16 protein-coding genes and 1 pseudogene are annotated in these 17160 nt (G+C 59.5%); 5 read left to right on the forward strand and 12 right to left on the reverse strand.

Going from position 1 to position 17160, the window contains the following annotated elements:
* Window positions 1–13 precede the first annotated feature (13 nt).
* The 6 genes from AB4P97_RS25320 to AB4P97_RS25345 all read right to left on the reverse strand — a co-directional run bounded on the left by AB4P97_RS25320 (window position 14) and on the right by AB4P97_RS25345 (window position 6272).
* Window positions 14–1255 (reverse strand): SfnB family sulfur acquisition oxidoreductase, encoded by a 1242-nt coding sequence (locus tag AB4P97_RS25320; RefSeq protein WP_395601766.1) that lies wholly within the window; start codon window positions 1253–1255, stop codon window positions 14–16.
* Between the two features lie 300 nt (window positions 1256–1555).
* Window positions 1556–2320 carry a hypothetical protein gene (locus AB4P97_RS25325; protein ID WP_261736175.1) on the reverse strand — a complete coding sequence of 255 codons (765 nt, stop codon included), beginning with the start codon at window positions 2318–2320 and terminating at the stop codon, window positions 1556–1558.
* A gap of 473 nt (window positions 2321–2793) precedes the next feature.
* A complete protein-coding gene (tcyN, locus tag AB4P97_RS25330; RefSeq protein WP_115146055.1) occupies window positions 2794–3543 on the reverse strand; it encodes an L-cystine ABC transporter ATP-binding protein TcyN in 750 nt (249 codons plus the stop codon).
* 4 nt (window positions 3544–3547) lie between these two features.
* A complete protein-coding gene (gene tcyL / locus AB4P97_RS25335) occupies window positions 3548–4213 on the reverse strand; it encodes a cystine ABC transporter permease (RefSeq protein WP_042557122.1) in 666 nt (221 codons plus the stop codon).
* Window positions 4213–5013: a cystine ABC transporter substrate-binding protein gene (tcyJ, locus tag AB4P97_RS25340; RefSeq protein WP_047299289.1), complete on the reverse strand. Its 801-nt coding sequence runs from the start codon at window positions 5011–5013 to the stop codon at window positions 4213–4215. The genes tcyL and tcyJ overlap by 1 nt, the downstream gene beginning before the upstream one ends.
* 266 nt (window positions 5014–5279) lie before the next feature.
* Entirely contained in the window at window positions 5280–6272 is a 993-nt protein-coding gene (locus AB4P97_RS25345; RefSeq protein ID WP_395601767.1) for a D-cysteine desulfhydrase, read from the reverse strand.
* 190 nt (window positions 6273–6462) lie between these two features.
* On the opposite strand from AB4P97_RS25345, the gene epsC reads away from it, so the two are divergent.
* Window positions 6463–7389: a serine O-acetyltransferase EpsC gene (gene epsC, locus AB4P97_RS25350; protein ID WP_042557125.1), complete on the forward strand. Its 927-nt coding sequence runs from the start codon at window positions 6463–6465 to the stop codon at window positions 7387–7389.
* A 399-nt stretch (window positions 7390–7788) separates the two neighbouring features.
* On the forward strand, window positions 7789–9750 hold the full coding sequence (gene betT, locus AB4P97_RS25355) for a choline transporter BetT (RefSeq protein WP_164488118.1): 1962 nt from the start codon (window positions 7789–7791) through the stop codon (window positions 9748–9750).
* A gap of 24 nt (window positions 9751–9774) precedes the next feature.
* Here betT and AB4P97_RS25360 read toward each other — a convergent pair whose 3' ends face one another.
* Window positions 9775–10035: a hypothetical protein gene (locus tag AB4P97_RS25360; protein WP_047299291.1), complete on the reverse strand. Its 261-nt coding sequence runs from the start codon at window positions 10033–10035 to the stop codon at window positions 9775–9777.
* Window positions 10036–10094: 59 nt separating this feature from the next.
* Between AB4P97_RS25360 and AB4P97_RS25365 the strand changes: the two are divergent.
* Together AB4P97_RS25365 and mgrA are read left to right on the forward strand one after the other, a co-directional pair.
* Window positions 10095–10256, forward strand: a pseudogene (locus AB4P97_RS25365) (type II toxin-antitoxin system HicB family antitoxin); the annotation flags it as partial.
* Window positions 10257–10329: 73 nt separating this feature from the next.
* Window positions 10330–11367, forward strand: a complete 1038-nt coding sequence (mgrA, locus tag AB4P97_RS25370; protein ID WP_042557127.1) for an L-glyceraldehyde 3-phosphate reductase — start codon at window positions 10330–10332, stop codon at window positions 11365–11367.
* Between the two features lie 160 nt (window positions 11368–11527).
* On the opposite strand, the gene tauD is transcribed toward mgrA, so the two are convergent.
* The 5 genes from tauD to gshA all read right to left on the reverse strand — a co-directional run bounded on the left by tauD (window position 11528) and on the right by gshA (window position 16923).
* Window positions 11528–12370: a taurine dioxygenase gene (gene tauD, locus AB4P97_RS25375; RefSeq protein ID WP_115146051.1), complete on the reverse strand. Its 843-nt coding sequence runs from the start codon at window positions 12368–12370 to the stop codon at window positions 11528–11530.
* Window positions 12371–12513: 143 nt separating this feature from the next.
* Entirely contained in the window at window positions 12514–13347 is an 834-nt protein-coding gene (tauC, locus tag AB4P97_RS25380) for a taurine ABC transporter permease TauC (protein ID WP_042557129.1), read from the reverse strand.
* Window positions 13344–14138, reverse strand: coding sequence for a taurine ABC transporter ATP-binding subunit (gene tauB / locus AB4P97_RS25385; RefSeq protein ID WP_395601768.1), 795 nt, complete (start codon window positions 14136–14138; stop codon window positions 13344–13346). Before tauB ends, tauC begins: the two co-directional genes overlap by 4 nt.
* A 16-nt stretch (window positions 14139–14154) precedes the next feature.
* Window positions 14155–15132 (reverse strand): taurine ABC transporter substrate-binding protein, encoded by a 978-nt coding sequence (gene tauA / locus AB4P97_RS25390; RefSeq protein ID WP_200616317.1) that lies wholly within the window; start codon window positions 15130–15132, stop codon window positions 14155–14157.
* Between the two features lie 207 nt (window positions 15133–15339).
* On the reverse strand, window positions 15340–16923 hold the full coding sequence (gene gshA / locus AB4P97_RS25395; protein ID WP_042557132.1) for a glutamate--cysteine ligase: 1584 nt from the start codon (window positions 16921–16923) through the stop codon (window positions 15340–15342).
* A 60-nt stretch (window positions 16924–16983) separates the two neighbouring features.
* Here gshA and AB4P97_RS25400 point away from each other — a divergent pair, with 60 nt between their 5' ends.
* Window positions 16984–17118, forward strand: a complete 135-nt coding sequence (locus AB4P97_RS25400; protein ID WP_395601769.1) for a hypothetical protein — start codon at window positions 16984–16986, stop codon at window positions 17116–17118.
* Window positions 17119–17160 lie beyond the last annotated feature (42 nt).

A 17160-nucleotide genomic window follows, 5' to 3' on the forward strand; every position in this document is an offset into this window, starting at 1 on the left:
AAAAGTGTTCTGGTCAAATCCAGGAATGGCGAGCCGGCAACGTGCCGTTCAGGCGATAGGCGCCGACCGCGTGATATTTCCAGCGCACCGGGTCGTGCAGCGTGTGCACGCGGGCGTTGCGCCAGTGACGGTCGAGGTTGAATTCGGCGAGGGTGGCGCGGCTGCCGGCCAGTTCGAAAAGCTTTTCGCTGGCCAGCAGCGAGATCTCGGTGGTCAGCACTTTGGCTTCAGCCACGGCAATCGAGGCGCGGGCGGCGGACTCGACGGTGACTGGCGCGGCATGTACCTGATCGAGCACTTGCCCGGCCTTGCGCAGTAGCGCTTCGGCGGCGTGCAGTTCGATTTTCAGCTTGCCGATGTCAGCTATGACATAGAGGTCATCGCTGGCGCGCTCGACCTTGGCGTCAATCCATGGCCGCGCGCGGGTTTTGACAAACTCGATGGCGTCTTCGATGGCGCCACGGGCGATGCCGGCGTCGATCGCTGCTTGAATCAGTTGTGACACCGCGCCTTGAACGTTCGGGGTTTCGTTGATCTTCCAGTTGTCGACGACAAGGCTCGCTTCGACGCGCACGTTGTTCAGCAGGATCGTGCCGCTGGCGGTGGTGCGCTGACCGAAGCCCGACCAATCATCAACAATGTGCAAACCCGGTGTGCCGCGGCGGACGAAGGCCAGCACTTGCTTGCCGTCATCGTTGAGCGCTTTGACCGCGACCCAGTGCGCAAACAGCGCGCCGGTGGAATAAAACTTCTGGCCGTTGATCACGTACTCATCGCCGTCAGCGGTGATGCGCGCTTTCAGCTCCAGGGTGTTTTTGGTGCCGCGTTCAGGGCCGGCATTACCGATGCGCCAGCCTTCCAGAACACTTTGGAACAGCTGCCTTTTCTGCGCTTCGGTGGCGCAGCCAAGCACCAGGTTGATGATGCCGAACTGGTTCTGCGGGATCTGTCCCAGCGCCGGATCGGCGGCGGAAATGATCGCGAACACCTCGGCCAGCGTGACGAACGAAACCTGCGGACCACCGTATTCGCGCGGGATGGCAATGCTGCCCAGACCACTGCGGGTGAACTGTTCGATTTCCGACCACGGCAATTTACGTTGGCGGTCGCGCTTGGCGGCCTGCACGCGGGCGACTTGCGCCAGCTCAAGGGCGGCCTCGAGGGCTTGGGCGTCGTTGCGCAAGACTTGCGCGGGCAACAACAGCGGGGCGATGTCCAGATCAGACTGGACGATTGCATCTGCCAGACTGGACATCAGTGCCGCTCCTTGGCTGCACGCAATGCCCTGGCGATCTGCACTGGGGTGATTGTGTTCCGGACCATACTACCTACCTCACATCTCATGAAAACGCCGCACAGTGCAGCGAAAGAAAGAATGTCCGGTGGTCCGGTTCATATACCCTAAACGTGTATAAAAATTAAATAAACTAACTTTTAGGAATATGCATAGAAGGGTTGATGGTCGAGTTGGTCAAGATTTCCAAGGTTGGTAAAACACTTGCGGTGAACGTGAACGATGGTGAGGCGAACGTTCCCTCACCCGTTGGATTCACTGCTAAGGCTTGCGCGTTTCGGCCGCCTTGAGTGCTTGCCTCAATGGCACCTTCAGATAAGGATTCACACAACCGATCTTCAATGTCCGTGGCGGTGCCCAGCGCGAGTTGTTGCCGACCCGGTCGAGGATGCAGTAGGTCACGTCCAGGCGCATATCCTCGCCGGCTTCGACGATGACCGCCGGCGGCACCCAGACCTGAATCGGCAGCCCGATATCGGCAGCCGTGATCGGCGCGAGATCCATACGGACATCTCCCCAGCGCAAAGTGATGGCGTCGTCTTCCGCCATGTTCAGGTAGGGCTCTATGGTCAGTGGCACGCCGCGTTTGATCTGATTCGGATTCACCCCCTGACGGCGAATGGCATCGGGAATTATCACCGGCGCCAGTTGCTGGTTTTCGTCACCGCACACGGCGGCTGGCTGGCCGCCAGGACAATCGAGTTTGACCTGCACGCGCGTTGCCGCCGACAGTGCCGCGCCGTGACCGACTTGCATCACCCGGTAGTGGATACGCGCGGTGCCGTTGGCAATGAAACTCTCCGGCACACGCATGCTGATCGACTCGCCAACGTCCTCGGCGGTCAGCACCTTTGATGCGACGTAGCACTTGTTCCAGAACAGTTCGATCAGGTCGCCGCAGTCCATGTCGGGATAGGGCGAAACGGCGACCAGCAGATGTGCGGCGGCGGTCAGGTTGATGCCGGTTTTTTGCGCTGGCGACAGTGTCGGTGCTGCCAGTTCGGGGGTATGCGAAGTGCGAGTCATCGATTTCTCTCCTTGAAGCCTTGCAGCGAAGTCCGTTTCTGGAAGAACAAATGGCATGAATCAACTGGCAATAAAGCAATGAACATTTTGTTCAACTTGAGAGCGAGTTGATTAAACTAAGTAGTGCCGGTTGGCGACTAGATAAGAGGGTGCGGGGAGGGGTGTCAATAGTCGGCGGTAGTTAATCTGGGAATCGAGGTTCTATCAGAAGTTTCCTACGCTTCTGAAGTCGAACTCCTAGGCGTAAAGGCGAATCTGACTACCTTTCACAGGCTTTTTTAGCCGTTTTGACGCAGAGTTATTCATACTCACGCCAGTGACATTCGATAAGTTTCAGACGAGTTTTATCTGTTGCAGAACATATATACATGTAGTGCATTGAGTGTGTCTGCTGTGTATATAGTCGGGAGGGGATTGAGCGGGGTGAAGATAACTTCCATCCATGGAAGTTTGAGAGGGTGCGTTAAACATTCTCAGGCGTGATTCAGGAACTTGCTGAGAAACTGTTGAGTGCGTTCTTCTTTCGGGTTGGCAAACAACGCTTTGGCTTCACCTTGTTCAACGATCACGCCCTTGTCGAAAAACACCACACGGTTGGCCACGTCACGGGCGAAGCCCATTTCGTGGGTGACGATCACCATGGTGCGTTTTTCTTCAGCGAGACCGCGGATGGTCGCCAGCACTTCGCCGACCAGTTCCGGGTCGAGGGCCGAAGTCGGCTCGTCGAACAGGATCACTTCCGGTTCCATCGCCAACGCGCGGGCAATCGCGACGCGCTGTTGCTGACCCCCGGAAAGTCGACGCGGATAAGCGTCTTCCTTGCCGGCGAGACCGACCTTGGTCAGTAGCTTCTTGCCCAGGGCAACCGCTTGTTCGCGCGGCATCTTCTTGACCACGATCGGCCCTTCGATGACGTTTTCCAGAGCGGTGCGATGGGGGAACAGGTTGAAGTTCTGGAACACGAAGCCCACGTGCTGGCGCAGATTGCGCACCAGACCTTGCTGCTGGTTCAGCGGGCGGCGGGTATCGATTTCGATATCGCCGACCTTGATCCGGCCGCTGGTGGGTTCTTCAAGGAAATTCAGGCAGCGCAGGAACGTCGTCTTGCCCGAGCCGCTAGGGCCGATGATCGCGACGACCTCGCCTTCCTTTACCTCAAGGTCAATGCCGTTGAGCACCACTTGACCCTTGAACTGCTTTGTCAGTTTTTCCACGACAATCATGGGGTCAGGACTCCTGGTCGTGCCGATTGACCCGCTCTTCCAACTTGTTCTGCAAGTGCGACAGCACCGTGGCCAGAATCCAGTAGATCAGCGCGGCGGCAAGATACATGGTGAAGACTTCGAAAGTCCGGGCGGTAATCAGCTGCGCCTGACGGAATAGTTCCGGCACCTGAATGGTTGCGGCCAGTGCCGTGTCCTTGACCAGTGAAATGAAGCTGTTACCCAGCGGCGGCAATGCCGTGCGCATCGCTTGCGGCAGAATGGCCCGACGCAAGGTTTGCGCGCGGGTCATGCCGATGCTCGCAGCGGCCTCCCACTGGCCGCGTTCGATCGAGCCGATCGCGGAGCGCAGGATTTCACAGGCGTAGGCGGCCATGTTCAGCGAGAAGCCGATCAGCGCCGCTGGCAGCGGATCAAGCTCCAGGCCCATTTGCGGCAAGCCGTAATAGATCACGAACAGCTGCACCAGCAACGGCGTGCCGCGAAAGAACGACACGTAGATGCGGGCCAGCCAGCTGACCGACTTGAAGCGCGACAGGCGCATCAACGCCAGGCCAAAGCCCAGCAGCAGGCCGAAGAACATCCCGCCGAGGCTGAGGACAACCGTGTAATACGCGCCCTTGAGCAGGAAGGGCGCGGAATCAAGTGCGAGTTGGAAAGCTTCTTCCATTATTTAGTGACGTCTGCGTTGAAGTATTTTTCCGACAGCTTCTTCAGGGTGCCGTCTGCACGCAGTTCGTCGAGGGCCTTGTTCAGGGCGGCCAGCAGTTCCGGCTCGTTTTTGCGCAAGGCAATGCCGGACTCCTGACGGGAAAAGGCTTCACCGGCAGCGACAGTTTTCGGAGCTTTTTTGGCGTACTCGAGGGCGGCCAGACGGTCGATCAGGATAGCGTCGGTGCGGCCATTGTTCAGGTCGGCGAACTTGGTCGGATCATCATCGTAGGTACGCACGTCTGCACCCGGCACGTTGGCGCGGACCCACTGCTCGTAGTTGGTGCCCAGACCTACACCGACTTTCTTGCCGGCCAGGTCAGCGGCGGTCTTGATGTTCAGCGCGGATTCCTTGCTCTTCAGCACCAACGCCTGGATACCGGAGACGGTGTACGGTTCGGAGAAGTCGTACTTCTTCTTGCGCTCCTCGGAGATGGTCACCTGATTGACCACGACGTCCAGGCGCTTGGATTCCAGCGCAGCGAGGATGCCATCCCATTTGGTTGGCTGGATCTTGGCTTTGACACCGAGTTTTTGCGCCAGGGCTTCGGAGAGCTCGACTTCGAAACCGGACAATTTGCCGTCGGCATCGACGAAGCTGAACGGTGGGTAAGTGCCTTCCAGGCCGACGTTGATAACGCCTTTGTCCTTGATCTGTTGCAGCTGCTCACCGGCCACTGCCTGGCCGATCAGACCGGCGCTCAGCGCCAGGCCCAGCGAACCAACCAGCAGATTGCGACGTAGTGCGGAAAAATTCATGACAAGCCCCTGTGTTTTCTTATGGAAGACGCTTAAGGAATATAGGCAAATGGGTGATTTGAACGACAGCGCTATCCTGCCTTAAAGCAGCTTATGCGTCTCTCGCGAAATTCGCCTGCGGCGAGACTATATGGCTTCTGTCTTAGACTTGAAAATACTAATTATTTAATTTGATATTCATTTTTAGAATATATGGCGAATTCGAAAAAACCGCAGCCTTTCTCCTCGCAGGAGCTGCCGAAGGCTGCGATCTTTTGATCTTTCGGCTACAGAAAATCCTTATAGGCAAACAAAGCCGGGGCCCCACCGGTGTGCAGGAAAATAATCGGACCTTGATCGAAGCGCGAACGGCCAATGCCATCGAGCAAACCCGCCATGGCCTTGCCGGTATACACCGGGTCGAGTAACAGGCCTTCCTGACTGGCTAACAACTTTACCGCCGCCAGTGTCCCGGCATTCGGTTCGCCGTAGCGCGGGCCGAAGTATTCGTCCCACAATTCGACTTTGAAGCTTGCCGGCAGCGCTACACCGAGCAGCTCCGCCGTGCGTTCGGCCAGACTCTGCACCTTCGGGCGCTGGTCTTCTTCGCTACGCGAAACGGTCACGCCGATCACCGGCAATTCGGGCAACGCTTCGCTCAAGGCCAGCGCCAGACCGCTGTGCGTGCCGGCGCTGCCCGAAGCCAACACCACGGCAGCAAAGTCGAGGCCGGTGTCTTTGATCTGCTCGGCCAGTTCCAGGCCTGCACGCACATAACCCAGCGCGCCGAGCGCATTCGAGCCACCGATCGGCACCAGATACGGCTTCTTGCCGTTGCTGCGCAGGCGCGCGGCGAGGGCGGCCAGTTGTTCGTCGGCGTTGTCGAGGTTTTCGACCAGCTCGACCTTGGTGTCGAACAGATCCAGCAGCAGTCGATTGCCGTTGCCGGTGTAATTGCTGTCGTCAGTGCCCAACGGATTTTCCAGCAGCGCGACACAACTCAGGCCCAGTTTGGCGGCCAGTGCTGCGGTCTGGCGAACATGGTTCGATTGCAGTGCGCCGGCGGTGATCAGCGTGTCGGCGCCCTGCGCGAGCGCATCGGCGGCGAGGTATTCGAGTTTGCGTAATTTGTTGCCACCCATGGCCAGCGGCGTCAGATCATCGCGTTTGATGTAAACGTCGCGACCGAGCCAGGCAGAGAGGCGCTCAAGTTTTTCCAGTGGGGTTGGTTGGCCGAGCAGGTCGAGACGGTTAAAACGGTCCAGCTGTTGTTTAATCATGAGTCCGTACTGGCGGAGAAAGATGAAAGGACTATAGGCAGTCGATTTTGCAGGGGCAACCGCGAATCGCTTATAGCCAAATGGACTGAGGCCAGCACTATCGGTTCTTAATTCGCCCTCGCAAGCATGCCGTAAAGTGGTCGCCGTTGACGCGGCCAGACAGTCCGGCCGCCCGTGAGGAGTCTTTATCGTGAGCGAGCGTTCCAGCCATTGGCAATTGCAGACCATCGTCAGCCAACTGCGCACCGCGCGGGATCAGTGGCGCGCACAGAATGGCCGGGCCACCGGCGAGCAGGGTGGCCGCGAGTTGCCGTCGCGGGCGGCGATGGCGGAGATTCTCGAGGCTTTATGTGGTGCGTTGTTCCCGATGCGCCTGGGGCCGGTCGATCTGCGCGAAGAAAGTGAAGATTTTTATGTGGGGCACACCCTCGACGTCGCGTTGAATGCCTTGCTGGCGCAGACGCGACTTGAGCTGCGTTATGTTGCCCGGCACAGCGCGCAGGTCGACACCGAAGTTGATGCCCGGGCGATCCAGATCGTCCAGGATTTCGCCCTTGCCTTGCCGGGGTTGCGCACGCTGCTCGACACCGACGTGCTGGCGGCCTATCACGGCGATCCGGCAGCGCGCAGCGTTGATGAAGTGCTGCTGTGCTACCCGGGGATTCTGGCGGTAATTCACCATCGTCTGGCGCACCATTTGTATCGCGCAGGGTTGCCGTTGCTGGCGCGGATCAGCGCGGAAATCGCTCACTCGGCGACGGGCATCGATATCCACCCGGGCGCGCAGATCGGCCGCAGTTTTTTCATCGACCACGGCACGGGTGTGGTGATCGGCGAGACCGCGATTATTGGTGAGCGGGTGCGGATTTATCAGGCAGTGACTTTGGGCGCCAAACGCTTCCCGGCAGATGAAGACGGGCAGTTGCAGAAGGGCCATCCACGGCATCCGATTGTTGAAGATGACGTGGTGATTTATGCCGGGGCGACGATTCTTGGACGGATCACCATTGGCAAGGGCTCGACCATTGGCGGCAATGTGTGGCTGACCCGCAGTGTGCCGGCCGGGTGCAATTTGACTCAGGCCAATTTGCAGCATGATGACGGGACGCAGAAGTAGGTTTCTGAATCTGCGTTGCTGCTTCGGGCCTCATCGCGAGCAGGCTCGCTGCCACAGTGGAACGCACTCCAAAGTGGGAGCGAGCCTGCTCGAGAATGTTTTAAGGTTGTATCGAGATAATGGCCTTCCGCCAATTCTTCAGTGAACGATTCGCCCAAAACCAACGTCATACCCCTCCTTGAGCTAGCGTAGGAAAGCTACCGCTTAGCCGTGCGATTAGTCCTTAGCGCCCTATCCATGTTTAACTTGAACGTTCATTCAAGTTAAACCGGTGGTTCGCTGCCCGCTCACAACAGGAGGCTTGCCTTTGCTGAGTCCGATCATTTCAGCCACGTTTCAACCCCTAGAGGTGCACGTTTCATGAGTGCATCGTCTACCCCCGCCAGCGGTCTGGTGCGGATGAATCCGCCGGTGTTCTATTTCGCCGCGACGTTTATTCTGCTGTTTGGTCTCGTTGTCATCGCCATGCCGCAACAGGCCGGTGCCTGGCTGCTTGAAGCACAAAACTGGGCGGCCAACACGGTCGGCTGGTATTACATGCTCGCGATGACGCTGTATCTGGTCTTCGTGGTGGTCACCGCGTTATCCGGCTACGGCAAGATAAAACTCGGTGCCGACCACGACGAACCCGAGTTCAGTTATCTGTCCTGGGCCGGCATGCTGTTCGCCGCCGGGATCAGCATTACGCTGTTCTTTTTCTGCGTTTCAGAGCCGCTGACTCACATGCTGCAGCCGCCGCAAGGCGAGGCCGGCACCGCGGATGCGGCGCGTCAGGCCATGCAGGTGCTGTTTCTGCACTGGGGCCTGCATGGCTGGGGCGTTTTCGCCTTCGTCGGCATGGCCCTGGCGTACTTCGCCTATCGGCATAACCTGCCGCTGGCCCTGCGCTCGGCGCTGTATCCGCTGATCGGCAAACGCATCAACGGCCCGATTGGTTACGCGGTGGATGGTTTCGGCATCATCGCCACGGTGTTCGGTCTCGGCGCCGACATGGGCTTCGGTGTGCTGCACCTCAACTCGGGTCTCGACTACCTGTTCGGCATTGCCCACACCCAGTGGATTCAGGTCGGCCTGATCACGCTGATGATGGGCGCGGCGATCCTCGTCGCCGTGGCCGGGGTCGATAAAGGCGTGCGGGTGATGTCCGACATCAACATGCTGCTGGCCTGTGCGCTGCTGCTGTTCGTGCTGTTCGCCGGCCCGACTCAGCACCTGCTCAACACCTTGATCCAGAACATCGGTGACTACCTCGGCGCTTTGCCGATGAAGAGTTTCGACCTCTACGCCTATGACAAACCGAGCGACTGGCTCGGCGGCTGGACGGTGTTCTACTGGGCCTGGTGGATTGCATGGTCGCCGTTCGTGGGCCTGTTCATTGCGCGGATTTCCCGTGGTCGCACCATCCGTGAATTCGTTTTCGGCGTGCTGTTGATTCCGCTCGGTTTCACCTTGGCGTGGATGTCGATCTTCGGCAACAGCGCCATCGATCAGGTGCTCAATCACGGAATGTCGGCGATGGGCATGTCGGCGATCGAGAATCCGTCGATGACCCTCTACCTGCTGCTGGAAACCTACCCGTGGAGCAAAACTGTCATCGCCGTGACGGTGTTTATCAGCTTCGTATTCTTCGTCACCTCTGCTGACTCAGGCACGGTGGTGCTCTCGACCCTGTCCGCCAAGGGCGGCAACCCTGACGAAGACGGGCCTAAATGGCTGCGGGTGTTCTGGGGCGCGATGACAGCGTTGATCACCAGTGCGCTGCTGTTCTCCGGCAGCATTGATGCCTTGAAGTCGGCCGTGGTGCTGACCTCGTTGCCGTTCTCGTTGATTCTGTTGCTGATGATGTGGGGCCTGCACAAGGCGTTCTATCTCGAATCGCAGAAGCAGATCGCGCAACTGCATTCGCTGGCGCCGGTGTCCGGTTCGCGGCGTGGCACGGGTGGCTGGCGACAACGCCTGAGCCAGGCTGTGCACTTCCCGTCGCGTGATGAGGTGTACCGTTTCATGGACAGCACGGTGCGCCCGGCGATCGAAGAAGTGACGGCGGTGTTCGTCGAGAAAGGCTTGAATGTGGTCACTCAGCCCGATCCTGCGCACGACAACGTCAGCCTGGAGATCGGCCATGGCGAGCAGCATCCGTTCATCTATCAGGTGCAGATGCGCGGCTACTTCACGCCGTCGTTCGCACGTGGCGGCATGGGCTCCAAACAGCTCAACAATCGCCGTTACTACCGCGCTGAAGTGCACCTGAGCGAGGGCAGTCAGGATTACGATCTGGTGGGTTACACCAAGGAACAGATCATCAACGACATCCTCGACCAGTACGAACGCCACATGCAGTTCCTGCACCTGGTGCGTTGATCATGAGCTGGGCGCCGGGTCTGTTCAGGACTCGGCGCTCAGCACCATGAACAACACCATCGCCGCCACCGGCACGCCGAACACCACACTGCCGATCCCCAGCTCCGACCCCACGGACTGGCCGGCATGCACCACCCCCACCGCGCCATTGATCACCGTCAACGCCAGCCACAGCGCGGCGAAGCCGTAGGCCAATGTCTGCCGGCTGAAGCCGATACGCTCGCCGATGTAGAGCATCAGGGCCAGCAGGACCAGGCCGAAGAAGATGATGATGGCGGTGTGCATGGGTGTGCCTGCCTGTGGATGTGCATTGCCTGAAGGATCGCCTCCTCGGTACTACTTGTTGGAGCATAGTCAAACCAGACCCACTATTCTGCATCCGTCCGTTGACTCGTCTGACGACCACTGCGCTGGAGCGTATTGACCAGACGGTCCGGGTTGATCAGCGCTACAGTTCCCACCCGGAGTTTCTGGCCGCCGCAGCTTTGCGCGAACTATCGGCCTGACTGAGATCCTGTGGGAGCGAGCTTGCTCGCCAAGCAGTCGACACCTGTTTCAAGACAAACAAGAGAGGATTCGATGACTTACACCGCTGCCGAAAATCGCTACGACTCCATCCCTTACCGCCGCGTCGGTCGCAGCGGTCTGGTGCTGCCGGCGCTGTCACTGGGCCTGTGGCACAACTTTGGCGACAGCACGCCGATCGACACCCAGCGCGCCCTGCTGCGTACTGCATTCGACCTGGGGATCAACCACTTCGACCTGGCCAACAACTACGGCCCGCCGTACGGCAGTGCCGAGATCAACTTCGGTCGCCTGCTGCGCGAAGACTTCAAGCAGTACCGCGATGAACTGATCATCTCCAGCAAGGCCGGTTGGGACATGTGGCCCGGCCCTTACGGCCAGGGCGGCGGTTCGCGCAAATACGTGCTGGCGAGCCTCGATCAGAGCCTGCAACGCCTCGGTCTGGACTATGTGGATATCTTCTACTCGCACCGCTTCGACCCGGACACCCCGCTGGAAGAAACCGCCAGCGCCCTCGCCACTGCCGTGCAACAGGGCAAAGCGTTGTACATCGGCATCTCGTCGTATTCGGGCGTGAAGACCCGTGAGATGGCAGCGCTGCTCAAGGAATGGAAAGTGCCGCTGCTGATTCATCAACCGGCCTACAACCTGCTCAATCGCTGGGTGGAAAAAGACCTGCTCGACACCACCGAAGAACTCGGCACGGGCGTCATCGCTTTCACGCCATTGGCGCAAGGTCTGCTGACCGACAAATACCTTAACGGCGTGCCGGAAGATGCGCGGGTCAATCGTCCGGGCGGTGGTTCGTTGCAGGCTTCGCACTTGTCCGAGGCGAACATCGCGCATGTGCGTGCGTTGAATGAGATCGCCAAGCGTCGCGGCCAGAGCCTGGCGCAACTGGCGCTGGCGTGGACCCTGCGTGATCCGCGAGTGACCTCGGCACTGATCGGCGCGAGCCGGCCGGAGCAGATTATCGAGAACGTCGGGGCGTTGAAGAATTTGAGTTTCAGTGCTGAAGAGTTGGCGGAGATTGACCGGTTTGCCCAGGAGGGCGGGATCAATCTTTGGGAGAAGCCGTCGACGGCGGAATAAGTGACTGGCGCCGAATTATTCGGCGCCTGCTCTGACGCTTTCGCGGGCAAGCCCGCTCCCACAGGGTTCCAGTCGTACACAAAATCTGTGAATGGCGCTGTACCTGTGGGAGCGGGCTTGCCCGCGAAGGGGCCAGTTCAGACAACGAGGAAATCGAGTCTTATCTGAAGAACGGCACATCCCCCAACACCGTCGCCCGCTGCATCACCCGCCGCGCCGGGCGGTAATCATCCACCGCGTAATGCTGCGTCACGCGGTTATCCCAGAACGCAATATCGTCCTGCTGCCAACGCCAGCGAATGGTGAATTCCGGTCGCGTTGCATGGGCAAACAGAAACTTCAGAATCGCCTCGCTCTCGGTTTCCGACAGCTCATTGATCTTCGACGTAAAGCCTTCGTTGACGAACAGCGAGCGCCGCCCGCTGACCGGATGCGTGCGAATCACCGGATGCGACAGAGGTGGATTCTTGCGCCGCGCCTCTTCCCACTGCGCCAGCGCTTCGGGCGTGTTGCCATAGCGCTCCAGCGGAAACGAACGGGTGAAATCGTGAGTCGCAGTCAGCCCTTCGAGCAGGGTTTTCATGGGCGCCGACAGCGCCTCATACGCCGCAATCCCGCTGGCCCATAACGTGTCGCCACCAAACTCCGGCAGCAGCTTGGCGCTGAGTACCGCGCCCATCGCCGGCGTCGGCAGGAAGGTCACGTCGGTGTGCCAGATCGCGTTGTCGCGCACGTCGGTAACGGCGGTGTCGAGGATCAGCACTTCCGGTTGTTCCGGCACGTTCGGGTAGATCGGGTGAATGTGCAGGTCGCCAAAATACGCGGCGAAACGCGCCTGTTGCGGCGGCTCGATCGGCTGGTTGCGGAAGAACAGCACTTGAAACTTGAGCAGCGCCTGCTCGATGTCGTCGCGGTGTTCCAGGCTCAACGGCTGGCTGATATCGACGCCGCTGATCTGTGCGCCGAGGGCCGAGCTTAACGGGGTGATGTGCAGGCTGCTCATGGTGGTTCTCTAGAATTCGGGATTTAGCTTTTGTGGGAGCGAGCCTGCTCGCGAAAGCGGAGTGTCAGGCAGCAAAAATGTCGACAGAAAGTCAGCATTCGCGAGCAGGCTCGCTCCCACAGGGTTCTTTACATAGCAATTATTCAGTGGGCCTGGCCGTGCCACGGCACCAGTTTGCGTTGCAGGGCGCGCAGGCCCATCTCCATGGCGAAGGCGATTAGGGCGATGACCAAAATCCCCAGCACCACCACATCAGTCACCAGAAACTGCGCGGCCGATTGCACCATGAAGCCCAAACCGCTGGTGGCGGCGATCAGTTCGGCGGCGACCAGCGTCGACCAACCGACCCCCAGACCAATGCGCACACCGGTAAGAATGTCCGGCAGGGCGCTGGGCAGAATCACGTGGCGAATCAATTGCGCGCGAGTGGCGCCGAGCGATTGCGCGGCACGCAATTTTGCCGGGTCTACGGTGCGCACGCCGGTAGCTGTGGCGATAGCGATCGGCGCGAAAATCGCCAGGTAGATCAGTAGCACTTTCGACAACTCGCCGATGCCGCACCAGATCACGATCAGCGGCAGATAAGCCAGTGGCGGAATCGGCCGGTAGAACTCGATCAGCGGATCAAGCACGCCACGGGCGATGCGGTTGGCACCGATGGCGATACCCACTGGCACGGCGGTCAGAATCGCGAAACCGAGGCCCAGGCCTATGCGGCTCAGGCTCGCGCCGAGGTGCTGCCACAGCGTCGAATCCATGTAGCCGCTGGTCGCCAGCAACCAGCCTTTTTGCAGAACGGCAGACGGTGGCGGCAGAAACAGTGGTTCGATCAAGCCAGTGGCGGTTACTGCCCACCAGACTGCCAACAAAGCGAACAACGTCAGGAGGCTGATCCAGCGAGTGCTGAGGCTGCGGCGCACTGGAATTACGACCGAAGGGGTTTTTACTGCCGCAGCGGAAACGTCGTAACTGCTCATGCGCGCTCCTGCCGTTGAACGGCGCTGCGTTGCGAGAACACTTTGCTCAGCACGTGCTCGCGGGTTTCGATAAAACGCGGGTCGGATTTGATCGCCCGTGCCGATTCACCCGCGGCGTAGCGCTGACCGAAATCCAGGTGCAAACGCTCAACGATCTGCCCCGGATTCGGCGCGAGCAAAATCAGGTCAGTGGCGAGGAACACCGCTTCTTCAATGTCGTGGGTAATCAGAAAAACCGGCTTGGCCGTGCGCTGCCAGACTTGCAGTAACAGTTCCTGCATCTGTTCGCGAGTAAAGGCGTCGAGGGCGCCGAAGGGTTCGTCCATCAGCAGAACGCGCGGGTCGGCAGCGAGGGCACGGGCGAGGCCGACGCGTTGCTTTTGCCCACCGGAAAGTTGCCAGATACGGCGGTTTTCAAAACCGGATAGATCGACCAGCGCGAGCATTTCGCGGGCGATTTTTTCGCGTTTGTCTTTGGCGAGGCCGGCCAGTTCAAGACCGAATGCGACGTTGGCCAACACGTCCTGCCAAGGCAGCAATGCGTCGTCCTGGAACACCACGCCGCGTTCAGCGCTCGGGCCTTTGACGGGCACGCCGTCGAGGGTGATGCGCCCGGCGCTCGGTTCAACGAAACCGGCAATCAGGTTCAACAGCGAAGTCTTGCCACTGCCGGACGGGCCGAGGGCGACCAGCAATTGCTGCGGCCCCAGGGTCAGAGAAATATCCGCCAGCACCGGTTCCGGGCTGCCCGGGTACTGTGCGCTGATGCGCTCCAGCTGTAGCAAGGCCATCGCGGTTAACTCCCGATCAGTTGGTGATGTATTTGGCGCTGACGTACGGTGCGTAGTCCGGCAGAACGGCTTCGACCTTGCCTTGTTCCTTGAGGAACGCGGCGGTGTCGGTAATGGCTTTGGTGGTCGGCGCCCCGAGGTCGCTGACCTGGTCCGCCGCCAGCGGATAGACGTTGCCTTGCAGCAGCAATGGAATGTCGCTGGCCTTGGCGCCGGAGAGCTTCACCAGTTTGTCGACGTTGGATTGATCGGCGAGCCAGGCTTTCGGGTCCTTGCGGTAATCGGCATAGGAGTCGAGGGTGACCTTGGCGAACGCGGTGACGATTTCCGGGTGTTTCTCGGCGAAGTCCTTGCGCACGATCCACGCATCGAACGTCGGCGCTCCGAATTTGGCCAGTTCGCCGGAAGTGATCAGCACTTTGCCGTTTTCCTTGGCTACTCCGAGGGCTGGGTCCCACACGTAGGTGGCGTCGATATCACCACGTTTCCACGCCGCGATAATCGCTGGTGGGGCGAGGTTGAGGACGGTGACTTTGGAAGGATCGATGTTCCAGTGCTTCAGCGCGGCGAGCAGGCTGTAGTGACCGGTGGACACGAACGGCACGGCGATTTTCTTGCCGATCAGATCCTGTGGCGTCTTGATCCCGGAACCGTCGCGGGCGACCAGTGCTTCGGCAGCGCCGATCTGGGTGGCGATGAGGAAAGTTTCTACCGGGACTTTGCGGGTGATCGCTGCGGTCAGCGGGCTCGAACCGAGGTAGCCAATCTGCACGTCGCCGGAAGCGATGGCGGCGATGATGTCGGCGCCATTGTCGAACTTGCGCCAGCTGATATCGGCTTTGGTGGCTTTCTCGTAGGCGCCGTCGGCCTGAGCGACTTTCGCCGGATCAACGGTGGTTTGGTAGGCGACGGTGAGGTCGGTGGCCTGAGCCAGAAAACTCGCGGCAGCCAAAGAGGCCACGGCCAGCAGGCGAAGCGGGAAATTCAGTTTCATTGAAAAGCTCCATATCAGGCGACCGAGTGTCGGCGTGAAAGGAGACTAAATGATCTAAGAATCGAGAAATAAATAACTTTTTCGAATGAGCTTATGAGCGGAAAAATCTAAGGATCAAAAGATCGCAGCCTCCGGCAGCTCCTACATGGGACAGGCGTACACCCTGTTGGAGCTGCCGAAGGCTGCGATCTTTTTTATCGACAACGCTTAGTTACTGATCGCCAGAATACTCGCCTGGTACGACCCGACAAACACGTCGAAATCGCCCACTTCGTTCTGCTCCAGCTCAGCCTGCGCCGCCAGCGAAGTTCGCGCCAGTTCCTCAAACTTCGCTTGCTCATCAGCCGCCAAAGGCTCGCTGCGGAAGAACTCGGCATGTGCCTGACTCTGGCGCAGAGAGAACTGCGCGAAGCTTTCCTTGTGCTCGGCCATCGCGGCCAGCACCTGTGCCGACGGCGTCAGGGACGAATCCTTGACCTTTGCCAGTTGCGCATCCAGCGCGGTGCTGTGCGCATCAAAGCCATGGCTCTGATCCAACAGCGCCGCCAGCGGAGCAATCTGTTCCAGCAATTCGGCTGCCCAGGACTTCATGTCGACCGGCTGGCCGTCACGCTGCAATTGCAGGCCCGGACGGCGACCTTCCTTGACCACGCTGAGGAAGTTCGAGGTGGCATTGCTGCACGAGGTGTTGGTCAGCAGTGGGCTGTCGTTCAGCGCGCAATACAGCAGGAAGGCGTCAAGGAAGCGCGACTCGGTAAGGTCGATGCCCATCGGCAGAAACGGGTTGATGTCCAGGCAGCGCACTTCGACATACTGAATGCCACGGGCGACCAGCGCCTGGATCGGCCGCTCGCCGGTGTAGGTCACGCGTTTCGGGCGGATGTTGGAGTAGTACTCGTTTTCGATTTGCAGGATGTTGGTGTTCAGTTGTACCCATTCGCCATCCTGGTGCGTGCCGACCTCAACGTACGGCGCGTAAGGCGTAGCAACGGCTTTGCGCAGGCTGTCGGTGTAGCTCGCCAGATCGTTGTAGCAAGGCGTCAGGCCGGCCTGGGCGTTGCTCTGATAACCAAGGTCGCTCATGCGCAGGCTGGTCGCGTACGGCAGGTACAGCGTGTCCGGGTCCAGTTGTTCCAGCTGATGCGAACGACCGCGCAGGAAACCGGCATCCAGCGCCGGCGACGCACCGAAAAGGTACATCAGCAGCCAGCTGTAGCGACGGAAATTGCGGATCAGCGCAATGTAGGAGACTGACTGGAAATCCCGGTCGGTACCGACAAAACCTTCCGCTTCCTTGAGCAGCGGCCAGAGTTTTTCCGGCAGGGAGAAGTTGTAGTGAATCCCGGCGATGCACTGCATGGTCTTGCCGTAACGCAGGGCCAGGCCTTTGCGATAGACGTACTTGAGCTGACCGATGTTGGAGGTGCCGTAATAGGCGATCGGGATGTCTTCCTCGGCCGGCAACGGGCACGGCATCGATGGACTCCACAGGTACTCGTTGCCGAGTTTGCTGTAGGCAAAGCGATGAATCTTGTCCAGGCTCGCCAGGGTGTCTGCCGGGTCGGGCAGGGCGGGCGTGATGAATTCCAGCAACGACTCGGAATAGTCGGTGGTGATTTTTTCATTGGTCAGCGCGGAACCCAAGGCTTCCGGGTGCGGCGTTTGCGCCAGTCGACCTTCGCTGGTCACGCGCAGGCATTCACGTTCGATACCGTGGAGGCACTGTTCGAGCAGAGAGAGGTTGGCGCGCTCGCCGAGCAGAGCCAGGCGGCGGTTGAGAAGTTCGCTCAATTTGGATTCCTTCACGCGTCAGTCGCCCCAATATGGGGGTGGGCAGGACGGTCTACAAGGGTGAAGTTGAAACTGGCGTTTTCGCCTGGTTTTTTTGCGGCAGGCCATTTGCCGGTCGGTCAAGAACTGCACAATCCCTGTGGGAGCGAGCCTGCTCGCGAAGAGGGTTTTCCAGCCGACATCATCGCCGACTGACACACCGGCTTCGCGAGCAGGCTCGCTCCCACAGGATTCATT

It is taken from the genome of Pseudomonas sp. A1230, assembly GCF_044218825.1.
Classification (GTDB): Bacteria; Pseudomonadota; Gammaproteobacteria; order Pseudomonadales; family Pseudomonadaceae; genus Aquipseudomonas; species Aquipseudomonas iridis.

Bases quoted from the DNA above. Each gene is read 5' to 3' on its own strand.
- AB4P97_RS25320 (WP_395601766.1), bottom strand. From the start codon at position 1,255: ATGTCCAGTCTGGCAGATGCAATCGTCCAGTCTGATCTGGACATCGCC.
- AB4P97_RS25325 (WP_261736175.1), bottom strand. From the start codon at position 2,320: ATGACTCGCACTTCGCATACCCCCGAACTGGCAGCACCGACACTGTCG.
- tcyN (WP_115146055.1), bottom strand. From the start codon at position 3,543: ATGATTGTCGTGGAAAAACTGACAAAGCAGTTCAAGGGTCAAGTGGTG.
- tcyL (WP_042557122.1), bottom strand. From the start codon at position 4,213: ATGGAAGAAGCTTTCCAACTCGCACTTGATTCCGCGCCCTTCCTGCTC.
- tcyJ (WP_047299289.1), bottom strand. From the start codon at position 5,013: ATGAATTTTTCCGCACTACGTCGCAATCTGCTGGTTGGTTCGCTGGGC.
- AB4P97_RS25345 (WP_395601767.1), bottom strand. From the start codon at position 6,272: ATGATTAAACAACAGCTGGACCGTTTTAACCGTCTCGACCTGCTCGGC.
- betT (WP_164488118.1), top strand. From the start codon at position 7,789: ATGAATCCGCCGGTGTTCTATTTCGCCGCGACGTTTATTCTGCTGTTT.
- AB4P97_RS25360 (WP_047299291.1), bottom strand. From the start codon at position 10,035: ATGCACACCGCCATCATCATCTTCTTCGGCCTGGTCCTGCTGGCCCTG.
- mgrA (WP_042557127.1), top strand. From the start codon at position 10,330: ATGACTTACACCGCTGCCGAAAATCGCTACGACTCCATCCCTTACCGC.
- tauD (WP_115146051.1), bottom strand. From the start codon at position 12,370: ATGAGCAGCCTGCACATCACCCCGTTAAGCTCGGCCCTCGGCGCACAG.
- tauC (WP_042557129.1), bottom strand. From the start codon at position 13,347: ATGAGCAGTTACGACGTTTCCGCTGCGGCAGTAAAAACCCCTTCGGTC.
- tauB (WP_395601768.1), bottom strand. From the start codon at position 14,138: ATGGCCTTGCTACAGCTGGAGCGCATCAGCGCACAGTACCCGGGCAGC.
- tauA (WP_200616317.1), bottom strand. From the start codon at position 15,132: ATGAAACTGAATTTCCCGCTTCGCCTGCTGGCCGTGGCCTCTTTGGCT.